The 19679-nt window shown below is 34.3% G+C and carries 19 protein-coding genes; all 19 read left to right on the top strand.

Annotated elements, in window-relative coordinates; genetic code table 11:
• Positions 1-413, top strand: a 413-nt coding sequence (locus tag RMR19_RS20920) for a sporulation protein YqfD (RefSeq protein ID WP_310605448.1), incomplete at its 5' end; no start/stop codon positions are given.
• On the top strand, positions 388-1467 hold the full coding sequence (locus RMR19_RS20915; RefSeq protein WP_310605447.1) for a PhoH family protein: 1080 nt from the start codon (positions 388-390) through the stop codon (positions 1465-1467). The genes RMR19_RS20920 and RMR19_RS20915, both read left to right, overlap by 26 nt.
• On the top strand, positions 1464-1967 hold the full coding sequence (gene ybeY / locus RMR19_RS20910; RefSeq protein WP_310605446.1) for an rRNA maturation RNase YbeY: 504 nt from the start codon (positions 1464-1466) through the stop codon (positions 1965-1967). Before RMR19_RS20915 ends, ybeY begins: the two co-directional genes overlap by 4 nt.
• A gap of 4 nt (positions 1968-1971) precedes the next feature.
• Positions 1972-3084 carry a DUF3048 domain-containing protein gene (locus tag RMR19_RS20905; protein WP_310605445.1) on the top strand — a complete coding sequence of 371 codons (1113 nt, stop codon included), beginning with the start codon at positions 1972-1974 and terminating at the stop codon, positions 3082-3084.
• 23 nt (positions 3085-3107) lie between these two features.
• Entirely contained in the window at positions 3108-4754 is a 1647-nt protein-coding gene (locus RMR19_RS20900; protein WP_310605444.1) for a putative polysaccharide biosynthesis protein, read from the top strand.
• 89 nt (positions 4755-4843) lie between these two features.
• A complete protein-coding gene (locus RMR19_RS20895) occupies positions 4844-5479 on the top strand; it encodes a BofC C-terminal domain-containing protein (protein ID WP_310605443.1) in 636 nt (211 codons plus the stop codon).
• A gap of 102 nt (positions 5480-5581) precedes the next feature.
• Positions 5582-6898, top strand: a complete 1317-nt coding sequence (locus tag RMR19_RS20890) for an NAD(P)/FAD-dependent oxidoreductase (RefSeq protein WP_310605442.1) — start codon at positions 5582-5584, stop codon at positions 6896-6898.
• 280 nt (positions 6899-7178) lie between these two features.
• A complete protein-coding gene (locus RMR19_RS20885) occupies positions 7179-7727 on the top strand; it encodes a Uma2 family endonuclease (protein WP_310605449.1) in 549 nt (182 codons plus the stop codon).
• A gap of 245 nt (positions 7728-7972) precedes the next feature.
• On the top strand, positions 7973-9556 hold the full coding sequence (locus tag RMR19_RS20880; RefSeq protein WP_310605441.1) for an NAD(P)/FAD-dependent oxidoreductase: 1584 nt from the start codon (positions 7973-7975) through the stop codon (positions 9554-9556).
• 80 nt (positions 9557-9636) lie between these two features.
• On the top strand, positions 9637-10494 hold the full coding sequence (gene proB / locus RMR19_RS20875; protein ID WP_310605440.1) for a glutamate 5-kinase: 858 nt from the start codon (positions 9637-9639) through the stop codon (positions 10492-10494).
• A 25-nt stretch (positions 10495-10519) separates the two neighbouring features.
• Positions 10520-10729 carry a DUF896 domain-containing protein gene (locus RMR19_RS20870; protein ID WP_310605439.1) on the top strand — a complete coding sequence of 70 codons (210 nt, stop codon included), beginning with the start codon at positions 10520-10522 and terminating at the stop codon, positions 10727-10729.
• A 34-nt stretch (positions 10730-10763) separates the two neighbouring features.
• Positions 10764-11324: a 5-formyltetrahydrofolate cyclo-ligase gene (locus tag RMR19_RS20865; protein WP_310605438.1), complete on the top strand. Its 561-nt coding sequence runs from the start codon at positions 10764-10766 to the stop codon at positions 11322-11324.
• 91 nt (positions 11325-11415) lie between these two features.
• Positions 11416-12660 (top strand): glutamate-5-semialdehyde dehydrogenase, encoded by a 1245-nt coding sequence (locus RMR19_RS20860; RefSeq protein WP_310605437.1) that lies wholly within the window; start codon positions 11416-11418, stop codon positions 12658-12660.
• A 57-nt stretch (positions 12661-12717) separates the two neighbouring features.
• Complete coding sequence (locus tag RMR19_RS20855) at positions 12718-13125, top strand: acyl-CoA thioesterase (protein ID WP_310605436.1); 408 nt, start codon at positions 12718-12720, stop codon at positions 13123-13125.
• Positions 13126-13365: 240 nt separating this feature from the next.
• Positions 13366-15024, top strand: coding sequence for a hypothetical protein (locus tag RMR19_RS20850; protein ID WP_310605435.1), 1659 nt, complete (start codon positions 13366-13368; stop codon positions 15022-15024).
• A 76-nt stretch (positions 15025-15100) separates the two neighbouring features.
• Complete coding sequence (locus tag RMR19_RS20845; RefSeq protein ID WP_310605434.1) at positions 15101-16699, top strand: hypothetical protein; 1599 nt, start codon at positions 15101-15103, stop codon at positions 16697-16699.
• Positions 16696-18300 carry an aldolase catalytic domain-containing protein gene (locus RMR19_RS20840; protein ID WP_310605433.1) on the top strand — a complete coding sequence of 535 codons (1605 nt, stop codon included), beginning with the start codon at positions 16696-16698 and terminating at the stop codon, positions 18298-18300. The genes RMR19_RS20845 and RMR19_RS20840 overlap by 4 nt, the downstream gene beginning before the upstream one ends.
• 39 nt (positions 18301-18339) lie before the next feature.
• Complete coding sequence (locus RMR19_RS20835; protein ID WP_310605432.1) at positions 18340-19182, top strand: Cof-type HAD-IIB family hydrolase; 843 nt, start codon at positions 18340-18342, stop codon at positions 19180-19182.
• Positions 19179-19679, top strand: a 501-nt coding sequence (locus RMR19_RS20830; protein ID WP_310605431.1) for a cytidylyltransferase domain-containing protein, incomplete at its 3' end; no start/stop codon positions are given. The genes RMR19_RS20835 and RMR19_RS20830, both read left to right, overlap by 4 nt.

Raw genomic sequence — 19679 nt, 5'->3', positions numbered from 1 at the left:
AATCCTACAGTATGTCAATTCATGAAAATAAAATATTTTTATATAGTCCTTTTAAAGTCTATACGAAGTATGATATAATTGACAATGATAAAAAATTAAGGATAGGGAAGAATTTTTATTTACCTATTTCATTTACAACTACTTACTACAAGGAATATGAATTGCTTCCTTCTACCTACACGAAAGAAGAAGCAAACCAGATAGCGAATGAGAAGTTGCAACTCTATATTGATAAATTAATCGAAAATGGGGTTACAATTTTAGAAAATAATGTTAAAATAGAGATCAAGGGTTCGAAATGTGTAACTTCTGGAAAACTTATTGTCGAAGAAGATGCAACGGACTATCGATCAATAGATGACAGCGAGTGGAGGAATATAGAGGCCGATGAGTATAGTGGAAACAATGATTGATATACCAGTAGAACATACGAAGAATATATTTGGTCAGTTTGACTCTTATATAAAGATTATAGAGAAAACATTGAATGTAACAATTGTAGCAAGAGACGGCGCATTAAAGGTGATTGGTGAAGATGGTAAAGTAGCCAAAGCTAAGAGTGTGTTCTCTCAGTTATTGGAGCTTTCAAAAAGAGGAAATGAGATAACAGAGCAGCAAGTGAATTATACACTTGCTCTTGGCATGGATGATAAGGAACAAGCTATCGTTGATATTGATACAGATTTGATTTGCCATACGATTAATGGAAAGCCTATTAAACCAAAAACAATTGGTCAGAAGACATACATTGATGCGATTCGCAAAAAGATGATTGTATTTGGTATTGGTCCTGCGGGAACTGGTAAGACATATCTAGCAATGGCGATGGCAATTACAGCATTTAAAAACAATGAAGTAAACAAGATTATTATGACTCGTCCTGCTATTGAAGCAGGAGAAAAGTTAGGTTTCCTACCAGGAGACTTACAAAGCAAGGTTGATCCCTATCTAAGACCGTTATATGATGCTTTGTATCAAATTATGGGTGCAGAAACTTATATAAGGAATTTGGAGAAGGGGTTGATTGAAGTTGCCCCGTTGGCTTATATGAGAGGTCGTACACTCGAGAATGCATTTATTATATTAGATGAGGCACAGAATACAACACCAGCACAGATGAAGATGTTTTTAACACGTATTGGTTTTGGTTCTAAAGTTATTATAACAGGTGATTTATCGCAAAAGGATTTACCGGTAGGGCAAAAATCAGGGTTAGATCATGCGATTAAAGTACTAAAGAAAGTAGATGACCTTGGCTTTTGCTATTTAACAAGCCAAGATGTTGTTCGCCACCCACTTGTACAGAAGATTGTTAAGGCATATGATGATTATGAGTCGAAAGTGCAGACAACTGGGAGGGAGAATCGCTATGGACAAGAAGGAAGCAGATCTGCATACAAAACAGAGGAAGAAAGAAGACACGACAACTATAAGAAAAAGCCCAGAAAGGTAAGGTCAAAAGAATGACAATAAATTTTGAGTATGAGACAGAGATACCATTAAACCTTGATTATGAGAGTATCATAACAAATGTGGTAGAAATGGCATCTGACTATGAAGAATGTCCATATGAAATTGAGATAAGTGTTGTGTTAACTGATAATGAGTCGATACGTCAGATTAATGCAGAGAACAGACAAATAGATAAAGCAACCGATGTATTATCATTTCCGATGATAGAATATGAAACACCAGCTGATTTCTCTGCGATAGAGGAAGAAGAACCCGACTATTACTTTAATCCGGATTCAGGGGAATTGCTTCTTGGTGATATTGTTATCTCGGTTGAAAAGGTAATGGAACAAGCTGAAAGTTATGGGCACTCAACAAAGAGAGAACTGGCATTCTTAACAGCACATAGTATGTTACACCTCTTTGGATATGACCATATGGTAGACGAAGAACGTATCGTAATGGAAGAAAAACAGAATGAGATACTGAATAAACTGGGAATTATAAGGGAGTAAAACGATGAAAAAATACAAAAGCCTGATAATGTTACTTCTTGTTGCACTTTTATTAGTTGGTTGCAAGAAGAAAGCAGAAAATCAACCAGAAGAGATTATAAAGGAAGAAGTAATAGAACCAGAAGAAATTGAAGTTATAGAAGAACCAGAGGAAGAGCCTGTAGTAGAAGAGGAAACACATGAAGGTATGGTGCTTAGCAAGCTAACAGGAGAGTGGGTTGCTGAAGAAATTGGAACAAAACGTCCTTATGCGATTATGTTTAATAACATTCAATACGCATCTCCTCAAAGTGGAACATCAGAAGCTGCGATTTTGTATGAAGCAATCGTAGAAGGTGGTATCACAAGATTAATGGGAATTTTTGAGGAACTTACAACAAATCGAATTGGTTCAGTACGAAGTGCGAGACATTATTATGTTAGTTTTGCTGATGAGTACGATGCTATTTATGTTCATTATGGTGAAACAAAATATGCAACTGCAAAGATTAAAAGTTTAGGTATTGATAATTTAAGTGGATTAACCGGAATTGGAACAACGGTTTATTATCGTGATAATTCAATCAAAGCACCACATAATGCATTTGCAAGTGCAGAAGGTATTAAAAAAGGTACTGAAAAGTTAAAATATCGTACAGAATATAAAGAAGATTTTGAAAATCACTTTACGTTTTATAAAGAGGATACGGATTTGACAAGTGATACTGTTGCGAACAAAGTAACATTGAAGTTTTCTAACTACACAAGTCCTTACTTGGAATATAATAGTGAAGATAAATTGTATTATCGTTATCAATTTGGTAGCAAACATATTGATTATAATACAAAAGAGCAATTAGCTTTCAAAAATATTATTGTTCAATTTGTGAAAGAGTGGAATATTGACAAGAATGGCTACCAAACAATGGATATTGAGAATTCATCAGGAAGTGGTTACTACATAACAAATGGAAAAGCAGTTTCTATAACATGGCAAAAGAATGAATCTACAAAAAAGATGCATTACTATGATGAGGAGGGTAACATTCTTACCATAAATCCAGGAAAGACATATATCGCTATATTTCCACAAGATCGTCAAAGCGATGTAGTTCTTTCAGATAAGGCATCACAATAGTTTACCAATGATAGGAGCAAAATATGAGTAATACAGCAAAAAGAAAACAGAATAATTTTATTGTACAGGGGAGTATTCTCGCTATTGCTTCGTTACTAAGTCGAATTATTGGCTTGTTATATCGTGTTCCAATGACGAATATCATTGGTGACGAAGGAATGGGATACTATTCTAATGCTTTTATTGTCTACAACATAGCATTGATTGTTTCTTCTTACAGTATGCCACTAGCAGTATCAAAACTAGTAGCGGCATATAGTGTAAAGAAAGAACATAAAAATTCATATCGTGTTTTTAAAGCAGCAACAATTGTTGCTGGTGCATCAGGTTTAGTTGTATCCTTAATCATTTTCTTTGGTGCAGATTTCTTCGCAGGAGTGATATTTAAGAGCCCTAGAAGTGCGATACCTCTTCGAATGGTAGCACCGAATATATTCTTAATGGCTATTATTGGTACACTCCGTGGATATTTTCAAGGAAAGAACACAATGATGCCAACAAGTGTATCACAATTGTTAGAGCAGATTGTAAATGCATTTGTCAGTGTATTTGCGGCGTATAATTTTATGGTGGCAAACAGTGCTTCTGCAAGTATTGCAGCATATGGTGCCTCTGGTGGTACATTAGGTACTGTTATTGGTTCTTGTGCAGCATTAGTATTTTTAGGTTTTGTTTATTTTGCCTATAGACCAATTATCAAAAAGCAAGTTAGAAGAGATACCTTATCTCATGAAGAAGATTATCCAACAATTTATAAATTGTTGCTTTTAACAATTGCACCTGTAATTCTTAGTCAAACAGTTTACCAGTTGAGTGGATTGTTAGATAATGCGATATTCGGAAATATTATGACGATAAAAGGATTTACTTCTGAGCAACATTCGGCATTACTCGGAATCTATTCTTCGAAGTATAGTTTATTAGTTAATGTACCTGTAGCTATTGCATCTGCAATTGCAGCTTCTATGGTGCCAGCAATTGTTAGAGCACGTGTGCAGGGGGCAAATAAAGAAGTTAAACGAAAGATACATATTGCAATTAAGTTTAATATGATTATTGCAATCCCATCTGCTGTTGGTATGACGGTATTGGCTCAACCGATACTAAATATGTTGTTTCAGACAAACGATGAAGATTCCGCACAATTAGCAATTCGCCTATTGGCGATGGGCTCGATTGCCATTGTATTCTATGCATTATCGACAATCAGTAATGCAGTATTACAAGGTGTTAATAAGATGAGTATTCCAGTAAAGCATTCAGCAATTTCACTTGCAATACATGTTGTCATAGTGGCGGCATTACTATACTATACAGACATGGGCGTATATGCACTTGTAATTGGTAATATTACATTTCCATTAGTGGTATGTATACTTAACTGGATTTCAATAGGAAGGTTACTAAACTATCAACAGGAACTACTACAGAGTTTTCTTGTTCCTACGATTGCATCTTTCGTAATGGGACTTGTTGCATTCTGGGGATATAAAGGCATTCATTTTCTTGTTCATTCCAATGCGATTGCAACATTCTTATCCATAGGCTTAGCAGCGTTTGTTTATTTCGTATTCTTAGTGTTGTTAAAAGGTATCACGGAAGATGAATTAAATGGATTGCCAAAAGGTCATGTGATTGTAAATGTATTAAAGAAGTTGCACGTATTATAAATTTGTTTTTGCAAAGTCGTTTTGTTTTGTACATAATTGTATAATTTGAATAAAACTGGTAATAACTATATCCAAAGGAGTGAATACACATGAAAAGGATATATGTTATTATCAGTAGTTTTTTTGCGTTAACGATTGTATTTACATTATGTTTTTATCTTAGTTATTCTATGGCACTTAAACAATTCAATAGCAAGGCAAATGAGATGGATCTATTATCCGTAAAGAATGATACTGTTGTAGAACAAGAGCTTGCAGCAACTGTTGATACAGTGAAGATTGACACAATAACACCGTTTACTAATCTGGTTATTGAAAGCTATGATATAACCACAGACACAATAGCATCGGCAAGTCAGAATATAGAAGAAGAATTACTTGGTTACACAAGAGAAGATTTGATTTCCTATTGCGAGCGTTATATGCAAAGTATTCCAGTTGAGGAACAAAACCAAGGACTTGTATCTTTTGAAGTGGAGTCTTTTTCTGAAAATAAAGTTGTAATGAAAAAAAGCTATGACAGTAAGATGATTCCATATGAGTTCTATATGGTGATTCAAAATGGATTTATAACAGTTTTTCGAAGTGATAAAAAAACAGTTTTCGAATATACCAATATTGAAGCAAAAGATTTACCACAAGAAGAAATTGATAAATTATATGATGGGATTTATATAAAAGACGAGCAAGAATTATATACGATATTAGAAGGGTATTCTAGTTAGATAAATTGTAGCTACGCATAATTATAATTTGAAGGACATAGTCCAGATATCATTACAATAAGCAATGCTTTTGGCAGCAAAATGGCAAGCAGGAGGAACTGCATGAAGAAAGAAATCATAATTATCGGTGGTGGAGCTGCTGGTATGGTAGCAGCAATTTCTGCCGCTAAGAATGGTGCAAGCGTCACCATTCTAGAACATAAAGAAAAATTAGGTAAGAAAATATTAGCTACAGGCAATGGAAAATGTAATTATACAAATTTACATCAAACCATGGAATGTTATCGAAGTGAGAATATTTCTTTTATTGAGGAGGTATTCTCACATTTTAATGAAAAGGATACGATTGCATTCTTTCAGGAACTTGGAATCTATCCAAAATCAAAGAATGGCTATCTATATCCGAATAGTGAACAAGCTTCCTCGGTCGTAGATGTTTTAATGATGGAATTAAAGCGTCTGCAAGTTGATATACGATATAATGAAAACGTGAAGGATATCAAACCGATTGATAATGGATATCAAATTGATACATTGGTGACCGTTACAGAAACAAAGAAAGGCAATGAAAACAATAATAAGAAAGCTTCAAATAGTAAGAATATATCCAAAAATAAACGAGAGAAGCTTACCACAGTTGACACGTACAAAAATAGCTATCAAGCCAAAAAAGTAATTGTTGCTACAGGTGGTATGGCATCAAGTAAACTTGGTTCCGATGGAAGCGGTTATTATCTATTAAAACAACTAGGACATACCATTGTTCCTGTTGTCCCTGCATTAGTGCAATTAAAAGCAGAGGGCGATTTCTTCGAGATGGTGGCAGGGGTTCGATGCGATGCAAGATTACAGATATTTGTAGATGGGATGGCAGTTGCATCAGAAGAAGGAGAATTGCAGTTGACGAACTATGGAATCTCTGGAATTCCTGTTTTCCAAATCAGTAGATATGCTGCAAAAGCTTTATTAGATAAAAAACAAGTACAAGTTGTAATTGACTTTTTACCACAAGTAGAATTATCTGAACTTGAGGAATTGCTCAAACAACGAATCAATGCATCTTTACATAAAACAACAGAGGAAGCATTGATTGGCTTACTGAATCAAAAATTAATACAGATGTTACTATCACAATTGGATAAGCGATATAAACAACCACTTGATATTAGTAAGCTAGCAAAAATGATGAAACAATTCTCAGTAACGATTACAGATACCAATTCTTTTGAGAATGCTCAAGTATGTGCGGGTGGTATAGATACAGCAGAGATTACAGCGACTACACTAGAGTCTAAACTACATCAAGGGTTGTATGTAGTTGGTGAATTGCTTGATGTTGATGGAATCTGTGGTGGTTATAATTTGCAGTGGGCATGGTCAACGGGATACATAGCTGGAAAGTCTGCTACGTTGAAATAAATTTTGTGATTGCAATTCTTGGTTTTTCTGTGACTTTCGCCTCGATACGCTCATCAAAACTACCTTGCGAGATATTGCATGTGAACAGTAATAGCGTGTTTCGAACACACTCTAGTATTCAGTTTTACTGTTTACCACTGGATTAAAACATGGTATACTTTAGGCAATATTGTTGAATACACGTTTGACAATGCTATAGATTTTTAGATTTGAGAAATAAGTAACAACACAACCTTGTTTTTTATATTCTCTTTTTTGAGAGAAAGAAAGGACGTGCATGATGCCATTACCAGAGGAACGAATTTTTACTATAGATGATATCAATAACCTACCAGAGGGACAACGTGCAGAACTGATTGACGGTACACTCTATATGCAGGCATCACCTAGCAGAACACATCAACTCATATCCAGTGAATTGCATTTCGCTATTAATGAATATATTAAGTCAAAAAAGGGCAAGTGTATGGCTATTGCCGCTCCATTTGATATATTTCTCAATGGAGATGAGTCAGAGTGCTTTATACCCGATATAAGTGTTATCTGCAATCCTGACATCATTAAAGAGCGAGGTTGTTATGGTGCTCCTGATTGGGTTGTTGAGATAACATCTCCTAGTACGGTACGTAAAGATTATTTTGTTAAATCTATTAAGTATCAAGAAGCTGGGATAAAAGAATACTGGATAATAAACCCCACGAAACAAAGTGTTACGGTATATGACTTCCGTGAAGATGTATTTTCACCAGTTACCTATACTTTTCGTGATAAAATCAAAGTAAACATTTATGATGATTTTGAGATTGATTTTGGACAGTTTAACTTCTAATGTATTATTAAATGTTTATAGTGCAAAACTTGACTACGTTTTCATGGCTTCTTCGTTGCTGTACTATAATGCAGGGGATATTAAGAACCGCATCGAAACAGATGCGGTTTCGCTTTTGTAGTCAATCAGTATAGGGTGGGGATATCAGACAAATAGAATTGCTCTGATTTTAGAAAAATTACTCCCAAAAAACCTATAAAACATAAAGAACATAAAAAACCATGAAAGAGAGATAAGAATCAATAATGATAAAAATAAACCAATTAAAGTTAGGTATAGAGCACTCAAAAGAGTTGCTAGAAGATAAAGTTGCAAAGACACTAAAAGTATCAAAAGAACAAATCAAAAAATATAGAATAGCAAAGCGTTCTATCGATGCAAGAAAGAAGAATGAGATATTATATATCTATTCTATTGAAGTTGATATTGCAGATGAGCAAAAAATAGTTGCTCGTTGTAAAAATCCGAATGTTGTAATTGCCAAAAATGTTGTTTATCAAGCAGTTAAAGATGGTACAGAAACGATGAAGCATCGTCCTGTTGTTGTTGGAACAGGGCCTGCGGGGATTTTTTGTGCGTTAAAACTTGCAGAGGATGGTTTTAAACCAATTGTAATTGAACGTGGTGAAGAAGTTGATAAACGTGTTGAAACAGTGAATGCATTTTGGAAGAATAATAAGTTAAATCCAGAGTCAAATGTTCAGTTTGGTGAAGGTGGTGCAGGTACATTCTCGGATGGTAAGTTGAACACATTAGTAAAAGATGTTACAGGAAGAAATACGGAAGTTCTTCGTGTATTTACTGAACATGGAGCGCCAGAAGAGATTCTATATCTTAATAAACCACATATCGGAACAGATCGTTTACGTGATGTTGTAAAGAATATGAGAAACCGTATTATTCAACTTGGTGGTGAAGTTCGCTTTAATACAAAGTTAACAGATATTCAATTTGAAAATGAAAAAATAGTATCAATAGAAGTAAATGAAAGTGAGAATATATCTTGTGAGGTTCTTGTATTAGCAATCGGTCACAGTGCAAGAGATACCTTCGAGATGTTATATAAGAAACAATTCGATATGAGTCGTAAGCCTTTCGCAATCGGTGTTCGTATGGAACATCCACAAGAACTAGTAAGTCGTTCTCAACATGGTGATAGCTATACGAAATTACCAGCGGCGGACTATAAGGTTACGCACCAGACAAGCAATGGAAGAGGAGTATACTCTTTCTGCATGTGCCCAGGTGGATTCGTTGTAAATGCATCAAGTGAAGAGGAAAGATTAGTTGTAAACGGAATGAGTAACTATGATCGTTCTGAAAAGAATGCCAATAGTGCAATTATTGTAACGGTTAATCCAGAAGACTTTGACGGAGACTCTCCATTAGCAGGTATGGAATTCCAAAGAAAATGGGAACATCTTGCCTACGAAGAAGGACAAGGGAAAGTACCTGTACAATTGTTTGAAGACTTTGAAGCAAATCGACCAAGTACAAAACTTGGTAGCATGACACCAAATTTAAAAGGCGAATATACATTGGCAAACATCAGAAATTGCTTACCTGATTATGTATGTGAATCAATTATTGAAGGCGTACATGCATTTGATAAGAAAATTCATGGATTTCATAAACCAGATGCAACTTTAGTAGGTGTAGAGACAAGAACATCCTCACCAGTTAAGATGACACGAGGAGAAACATTTGAATCAAATATCGCTGGAGTCTACCCATGTGGAGAAGGAGCTGGCTACGCTGGTGGAATAACATCCGCAGCAATGGATGGGATTAAAGTATATGAAATGATAGTGCATAGATATCGTAGTTAAGATTTGAGTTGCGAGTAATTCATCAATGTGGTATTATGGATAATTATACATAAAACTATGGCGGAAGGAATTGTATTAGAATGAGCAAAAGAGAGTTTTTAAAAGATAAAAAGCGAATTGTTATTAAGATAGGGTCATCAACAATTACTCATCCGACAACTGGTAGCTTGAATTTGAAGAAGATGGAACAACTGGTTCGTGTATTAACAGACCTTAGAAATCAAGGTAAGGATGTTGTATTAGTATCTTCAGGAGCGATTGCTGTTGGACGTAAAACGTTAGGTCTTACGGAGAAGCCCACACAGACAAAGACAAAGCAAGCATGTGCGGCTGTTGGTCAAGCAAGACTAATGATGGTGTATCAAAAACTTTTTGCGGAGTATAATCAAGTTCCCGCCCAGATTTTGATGACAAAATATACAATGATTAATGATGAAAGTAGAGCAAATGCAAGAAATACATTTGAAGAACTATTAAACTATGGAGTAATTCCTATTGTAAATGAAAACGATACAGTAAGTACGGATGAGTTAGAGTTAGAAATCGGTGATAATGATACCTTGTCTGCAATTGTTGCTTCTGTAATTGATGCAGATTTATTAATTTTAATGTCAGATATTGACGGTCTATATACAGATGATCCACGTAAAAATCCAGATGCGGAATTTATTGATGTAGTAGAGGAATTGACAGATGAATTATATTCTATGGGAAAAGGTTCTTCTACAAGTGTTGGAACAGGTGGAATGGCTACCAAATTATCTGCGGCTAAGATTGCAACCTATTCTGGTGCAGATATGGTAATAGCGAATGGTGAAAAAGTTAGTATTATCAATAGTATCATGGAAGGCAAAACGATTGGAACATTATTCAAACAACAAAAGAATGATGAATTTGACATGATAGAATATATATCGACAAACCAATATCGCTCATAAAGAATTACAGGAGGATGTAAGCAAGATGGATGATTTATCAATTAAAAGAATAAATGAATTATATAAGAAAATGAAAGAAGTAGGATTAACAGAAGAAGAGAAGAAGGAGCAAGCACAGCTTCGTAGTGAATATATTGCATCAGTAAGGGCAGACCTTCAAAGTTCTCTTGATAACATCTCTATTCAAAATGAAGATGGGACAATAACACCATTAACAAAGAAGAAAAAACATTAATTGCACGTTAATAAAAAGAAAATGGTGATTCGAGATGGAAAGCAAAGCACAAATCAGAAAACAGATCAAAGAATTAAAGAAGAATCTATCGAAAGAAGAGATTCAGATAAGAAGCAATCAAATTGCAGAGAGATTCTTTTCACAACCATTTTATAAACAAGCTGAAAATATCTATCTATATGTGTCTTATAATCAAGAAGTGAATACACTAGGAATGATTCCACGCATATTAGAAGATAAGAAGCGAGTAGCAGTCCCCAAGATAATAGATGGTACAATGGATTTTTATGAGATAACAAGTTTGAATCAGCTATCAGAAGGGGAATTTGGAATTCTTGAACCTGTCACTTGTGAACCAGTAAGTGAGAGTGAGGTATGGAATTCCTCATCAAATCTAATGATAGTACCTGGGCTTGCATTTGATAAAGATGGAGGCCGTATAGGATATGGTGGTGGATATTATGATTGCTATATTCATAAAAATTCTGAACGAATTGGACTAAAGATTGCATTTGCATATGATTTTCAGGTGCTTGAACATATTGAAATAGAAAGTTTCGATGAAAAAATTGATGGTATTATTACTGATAAGTAATGATGAGACTCACTTTAAATTAAGAAGCAATCAAAGTAAAATAAGTGTATAAACATTACCAAAATTCAGATATAGGAAAGGGGCAATTCACATGGGTTATTTAGAAGAGATTGGTGTTAAGGCAAAAGAAGCTGCTAGTTTTATGAATCGTACTGGAGTAACAAAGAAGAATGAAGCTCTAGTTGCTGTTGCGAATGCATTACGTGCGAATGCGAAAGATTTAATAGAAGCAAATGCAATTGATATTGCAAATGCACAAGAAAATGGAATGAAAGAATCATTAGTAGATAGATTACGTCTTACAGAAGAACGTATTGATGGAATGGCAGTTGGATTAGAACAAATTGTAGGTTTGGAAGATCCAATTGGTGAAGTGATTTCTACGAAAGTAAGACCTAATGGTCTTCAAATCGGTCAAAAGCGAGTTCCACTTGGTGTAATAGGTATTATCTATGAATCAAGACCTAATGTAACTGCAGATGCATTTGGACTTTGCTTTAAAACAGGTAATGCCGTTATTCTTCGTGGTGGTAGTGATGCCATCCATTCGAATAAAGCGATTGTTAAAGTAATTCAAGAGACATTGAAGCAATGTGGCATAAGTGAATATGCAATTCAATTAATTGAAAAGACAGATCGTGAAACAGCAACAGAATTTATGCGCTTAAATCAATATGTGGATGTGTTGATACCTCGTGGTGGTGCAGGATTAATTAAAACAATCGTTGAGAATAGTACAATTCCTGTTATTGAAACAGGAACAGGAAATTGTCATATATTTGTAGATGAATCGGCAGATATGAATATGGCAGTTGATATTATCGAGAATGCGAAGACACAACGTTATGGTGTGTGTAATGCTTGCGAATCACTTGTTATTCATAAGAATATCGCGAAGGAAGTACTTCCTCTTATACAAGAAAGATTGGCAAAACATCAAGTAGAAATTCGTGGTGATAAAGAAGCTTGTGCTATTTGTAGTGAATTTGTTGCTGCAACGGAAGAAGATTGGGGAACAGAGTACTTAGATGCGATTATATCGGTACGTATCGTGAATGATATTGATGAGGCAATCGCTCATATCAACCGTTATAATACAAAGCATTCAGAGGCGATTATAACAAAAGATTATGCAAACTCTATGACATTCTTGAATGAAATTGATGCCGCTGCTGTTTATGTAAATGCTTCTACAAGATTTACAGATGGCTTTGAATTTGGTTTCGGTGCTGAGATTGGTATTAGTACACAAAAGCTTCATGCTCGTGGACCAATGGGATTGCTTGCATTAACAACTACAAAGTACATCATTATGGGAGATGGACAAATCAGATAAGCATTTTATTTAAGAACAACATCTAAACCAAAGCAGTGAAAGAAGGAATCATAAAGAATGGCTTATATACATGATGTGAAATACTACGAGACAGATCAGATGGGAATTGTACATCATTCTAATTATATTCGTTGGTTTGAAGAAGCGCGTATGGATTTCTTAACAAAGATAGGATACCCATATGATAAGATGGAAGAGATGGGAATACTTTCACCAGTACTTGCTGTAAGTAGTACGTATAAATCGGTTATTAAATTTGGAGAACGTGTTGAGATAGAGACAAAGGTGATATCCTTTAATGGAATTAAGTTAATACTCGGCTATGAGATTAAAAAGCTTGATTCAAAAGATATTACAACCGTTGGCGAATCGGAGCATTGTTTTGTAAACGAGCAGTTCAGACCAGTTAATATGAAAAAATTAAATAAAGATTTCTATGAAGCAGTAGTTTCAAACTTAGAATAGTTCAAGGCTCTTTACCAGATATAGGTAAGGAGCTTTTTTAATGCATAGAAAAGAACATGCTACTAAAAATTGTAGTAAATGTGTAGAAACATTTATCCAAATTTACATAGACATTACATTTTGTTAACGCAAACACGATAAGGAATAAACATTCGTACAATACAATATAACTAATTAAAAAATACCTAGGTTGGGACTACAATACCACTTGGACGAGATTAAAATCTATATGGGGGTTGTTTGAGAGAGTATATGTTACGAAAAGTAAAAAACATAAGCAAAAAGTATGCCAAAACTGGTTATCGTTTCATTACATCAAGGGATGCGGATACGCTCTATTATGGCAGAATCTATATTGATAAGAATAGAGAAAAAATCAAAAAAGATCCGATTCGTTTTTTCTCTAAATTGATACAGATTAATTGGTTATGCTTTAAAGGCAAAACAAAAGTATTACAGGAAGAATTAATTTCTTTTGAGGAGGGAATCGATAGTTATAGTAATAGGCCGAAAGTGTTTCGTTTTGCAGAACAATTTATTGGATATACTGATTTGATAATGGATATGGAAAACTGTTTGTATGTTATGAAAAAGACGAAGGAAGAGATTTATCATGAAGTGGAAACGTATCTTGAAATAAAGGATTTTGCAAAGGTAAGAGCAAAATACGATTCTAAAATGAAAACAATCTATCAAATATATAGAGAAATGTCTGTATTTTATGGTATAGCAATTTTGCCAGATAAAGAAATAGAGCTCTATAATGAATCCATTCTATTAAATCCGTATATAACGAAAGCATTAAGTATTGTAGCGTATAATGCTGTTCGTATTACTACATATATTGATACATGTTATGACAAGAAGATTTATACAGACATTTGTGAAAAAGCCGGAATTGTACTTCATGCCATTGAGACCACATCAGATAGAGGAACTTCATTTGAGTTGATGATAAAGGAATTGTATGAAGCAAAAAAAAGGAATTGTAATAAGGAAAAGCGATATATATTCCTAACCTCGAATTATACAAAATTCAAAAAACTATATATGAAACTAGACGGTAAGATGATTTATTATCCATCTACAAGTGAATATGCAGATCGCATTGTTTCAAAGCATGTTGTGACAACCATTAATAAAGAGGAAAAGGAGTTAATGGCGATGCATCTTTTCTGCGGATTAAGACCGTTTGAGAAGAACTATACGATGTTGTACCTAAAGGAAGCACCGATATTCTTTCATTTGTTAGAACGAGTACAAAAAAGGGCAATTGCTTTAGATGCAACGGTAATTATTCTTAACGATAAAGAATCGGAACTTGAGAAATTATATCGGAAGTTTTTTGAAGCTTGTAGAATCGTGTTGTGGACACCACTTGCTAGTTATGAGCCGAAGACAACTGCCGAATGGAGAGATGTAGTAAAACAATATCCACGATTAAATAAAATTCCTGTTGAGCGAATTATGTATGCTCTTGGAATAGGAAGTATGCTAGATGGAAAAGATACCATACATACGATGATACCTAAGATATTGCAGTGTAGGCAACCTAGAGATCAAGAGGAAGTTATTCGCTATATTGATGAAGAATGTGGAGACATCGATTCGTTGCTATTATGGAATCCGATTGGTGGAGATATTATGACCAATACATTTGCAGATGGATTAAAAGCAAGTAGAGAAAATAGAAATATATATTCAAGCAATGATTTTAATGAGGTAGAAGCAGAGATAATAAGTACAATAATAGAGACAATGGAAGAAACTCTGCCTGTATTACTGGGAATATTTAATGATGATTATGCATTTGCGCTGCCAGAAGCTACTCAAAAATCTAGCAAAATGATATTATACACGGTTCTAGAAGACTATTATCAAGCAATGTATGAGGAATAACATGAATCAAGAAGCTTACACAAAATAAATTGAGTTTCGCAATTACCTATAAAAAACTCCAGGAAGGGGAATGAGGATGATTTTATATCATGCTTCAACGGTATACCATACACTATGCTGTATTGTTCATAAATTATCGATACATCGAGAGGAAGAGGCAACATTATTTATTGTGGAATATATGTTGCCAACTGCAGAATTACAATCATTTATTAAGAAATTAAAGCGTATGGATTGGTTTGATGATATACGGATTGTTCCAGAGAAGAACTTTCGATTTCAAAGAGGATTTGAATTGACAGAGGAAAGTAGTCAAGAAGAAATAGAGCTTGTTATTCAAAATATATGCAATGCGTTAGAGAACTGGTACAAACCAGGATTTAAACATTTTGATGAGTATTATGTTGCTGCTGACAATTGGTCGGTTGGAGTTTATCTATTAAAGAACAAGATTCCCTATAACTATTTTGAAGATGCAAGCGGAATAATGGGAGACACGGAACGATTTTTAAGAATTATTCGTGACCTTAATGAGACGAATTATATTATATCCAATTATCTTGGCGGAGTAGGACGTTGTAGCATAGTGAAACATCTCTACTGTGATTTAGAAAGCCAAGATAAGAATTTTTATGATACAAGAGCAATTGATTTCACAATATATAAAAGTGTATTGCAGATGAAACCCTCTGATGTAAATCAATTGTTAGAACTTTACGGATGTGACACATATCCGATAAAGCAAGAAGAGAAGAATGTACTGTTCTTGTCACAACGTTTACCGACACTGGTTATTCAAAAGATTGAAGTACAAGAGCGAATGACAGTCTTGCTTATGGATTACTTTTGCTATGAATATAATATTATTGTAAAACCACACCCGAAAGATGTATGGATTGATTACAAGAAGCTTATTTCAGGATGTCATGTAGTTGACCGAAGTGTTCCAAGTGAACTGCTTCCGTTCCTGTTAAAAGGGGAAGAAGGGCAGAATCAAGAAACTACAAAATTTTCACTTTGTATCACACCTAATTCTACATCAATCCATGGACTATCTCATATAGCAGAAGCTACGATGTGTTTTGGGAATGACTTCGAGACAAATTATGAGCGGCTTCATATCTATTACATCGTTTCTCGCTTCTTACAAGTAATACATACAGAGGAGCATGTAATAACGGATTCTATAGCGAAAGGATACCTAAGATACTTTTTGAAGCAGCAAGGTCTTGCGATAAGTTTTGAGGAAGAAGATGTATCTGCGAATAATATTTTCATTAAATCAGATTCAAATAGTGAATCTACATCATATGATATGCAGACATTTGAAACAATAATTTTTCTGAATGAAGAAAATTCATATGAATTGTTATTAAAGAAAGACTTAGTACCACAAGCGTATCGAATGATTGAGTATGAGGTAATAAACTCCATTGATGAAAGAGTAGAATGCGTTGGTACGATATGGCTCTATCTTAGTGATGAAAGGATAAGAAAGAAAATGGATAACTGGAAAGGTTCTAGGGAACTTGAACATACAGGAGCTACATTGAATTATCAACTGAAAGAATGCAACGAGTTAAAGATTGCCAAAGGAAAGATTAAGGCGATGGAATATGCAATGCAACATCCATCTGAGACGATAGAAAATAAAAAGAAAGAAGAGATTATATGAGTAGAATAAAACTATTAGATTGCACCCTTCGTGATGGTGGATACGTGAATGATTGGCATTTTGGTAAAGAGACGATTAAGACATTAATTACAGGTTTAACAACAGCAAAGATTGATATTATAGAATGTGGCTTTTTAATCGACCATATCTATGATGAGCAATATTCCTTGTTTTCAGATACAAAAGAGGTTACTACTGTTTTGGAAAATCCAGATCCATCTATCTTGTATGTCGCTATGATTGCAATTGGAGAGAAAGAAATCAATCCAATCAAGTTGTCAATGGCAGAGGAAAGTCCAATTAAAGGAGTGCGCCTAACGTTTCATCAACATGAAATTGAGAAATCGTTCTATTATGCACATATTCTTATGGATAAAGGCTATCAAGTATTTATGCAACCAGTAGGTTCTGCGAATTACGAAGATCAAACATTGATGGACTTAATTAAAAGAATTAATGATTTAAAGCCACATGCTTTCTACCTTGTTGATACATTAGGAACGATGTACCAAAACGACGTAAGAAGATTACTATATCTTCTTGATAATAATCTTGACCAATCCGTTGCATTAGGATTGCATTCTCATAACAATCTGCAGATGTCATTTGCTAATGCGCAAGATTTGATAAGTTTCTGTACCGCACGTACCATTCTAATTGATACTTCCATCTATGGAATGGGAAGAGGTGCTGGTAATCTGTGTACGGAATTATTAACAGATTACTTGAATACGAATTATAAGGCAGAGTATGAAGTATTACCACTACTTGAATGTATTGATGAATGTTTGATGCCGATTTATATACAACGTCCATGGGGATATTCCGTTGCGTACTTTTTAGCGTCTTCAAAGAATTGCCATCCAAACTATGCGTCCTATCTATTATCAAAACAAACTGTTTCTGTACGGACGATTAGTACCATTCTTGATGAGATTCCAATGGAGCGCAGATTTCTATTTGATAAAAAATACATAGAAGCATTATATCAAAGTTATCAAAAACATAATGTGGATGATTTAGAAGTTCTAAAGCAACTTCGTAATGAGATGAAAGGAAAAGAAGTTCTTGTAATAGGTACAGGAAAGGCGATAAAGGAAGAGCATGAGAGAATTGCTACGTATATAGAAGAGAAGCATCCTTATGTAATTGCTGTAAATTCTACTCCAAAGTTTGAAGTTGATTTATTCTTTATCAGCAACGAACGAAGATATCGCCAACTCGAAAAGAGTATTGATCACAAGAAAGCAATCTTTACGTCCAATCTTATGAATCTAAAGCAAAAGGTAAGATATGTTAACTATGCAGAATTATTAAATACTTCTATGGATGTATCAGATCAAGCGGGAATGATGGTTTTGAAATTACTTGTTAAAACATCTGCGAAATCCGTTGTACTAGCTGGATTTGATGGATTTAGTGAAAATCAGGTAAATAATTATAGTGAAGATAGATTCATTGGCTCATCAGAACCAGAAGAACTATCAAAGAAAAATGAAGCGAATGCAATCCAGATTAAGAAACGTGCAAAAGATTATAAGATTTCATTTTTGACGAAATCATTATACAATCAGGAAGTTGCAGCGGCAAGCAATTGTTAGGAATAAAGTAAATTACATTTTGGAAAGGATATTTATGATATGAGTGATAAAAAAATAAAGCTAATTGCAATTGATATTGATGGTACATTGGTGAATTCGGATAAGGAATTATCTCTTTATACAAAACAAGTACTTCGTAAGGCAATTGCTAACGGAATACAGATAATTCCTTGTACAGGTAGAATTATCAGTGGGATTCCAGAATGCATTACAAAGGAACTTGATATTTCCTATATCATATCTGCTAATGGGGCTAATGTATGGGACGTAAAACAAAAATGTTCTATTTACTCTGAAGGTATGAGTAGTAAATATGTAGCAAGTATGCTTGCTATTATAGAAGAATATGATTGTTTGTTTGATGTATTTATCGATGGAGGTGCATTCGCAGAAGAAGATCGATTAATTATCAGCAATCGTTATGTAGGTAATAATTCATTTAGTCAATATATTACGAATACAAGATATGGTGTTAATAATCTTAAAAACTTTGTTATTGCAAGCAATCAACCAGTAGATAAGATAAATCTGTTTTTTAGTGATTTAGAAACTCGAAATGAACTTATAGAAAAACTAAAACCTTTTTCTGAATGTGAATTTTCCAGTGGTATTTCACACAATCTAGAAATCACGAAAAAGGGAATTCACAAAGGAAAAACATTGCAAGAGTTAGCGGAAAAATTAGATATTACAGTGGAAGAAATTATGGCAATTGGCGATGGAGAAAACGATCTTGATATGTTAGAAGTTGCAGGAATATCAGTTGCTATGGAAAATGCTGCCGAGTCCGTGTTAGATATGGCTCAATTTATTACGAAAAGTAATGATGAAGATGGCGTTGCATGTGCAGTGATAAAATACATGGAGGAATTAAGAGTATGAAAATAGTTGGAATTATACCTGCAAGATATCAATCAACACGATTTGAAGGAAAACCATTAGCTGATATCTGTGGAAAACCTATGATATGGTGGGTTCACCATCAGTTTAAAAAGGTAGAAGAGATAGAGGAAGTCTATGTTGCAACTGATGATGAACGTATTGAAACTGTTTGCAAGGAATATGGAATTAAAACAATTATGACAAAGAATACTCACCCAACACATTTAGATCGCTTGGGTGAAGTTGCAGAAAAATTAGAAGCGGATTACTACATTAATATTAACGGGGATGAACCTCTTATGATGCCTGAATATATTCGTTATCTACTTCCGACAGAGACAGATTCCTCTGTGTTCTATGCTGCCAATGCAATGACGTTAATTAAAAGTCCGGTTGAAGTAGTAGATACAGCAAGAATTAAAATTGCAACGGATATGCAGGGATATGGTATGTATATGTCAAGAACTCCGATTCCTTATCCAAAAGATTCTGCGGAT

This window comes from Anaerosporobacter sp., assembly GCF_031551385.1.
Classification (GTDB): domain Bacteria; phylum Bacillota; class Clostridia; order Lachnospirales; family Lachnospiraceae; genus Anaerosporobacter.
This window is presented reverse-complemented; position numbering and strand designations above follow the sequence as displayed.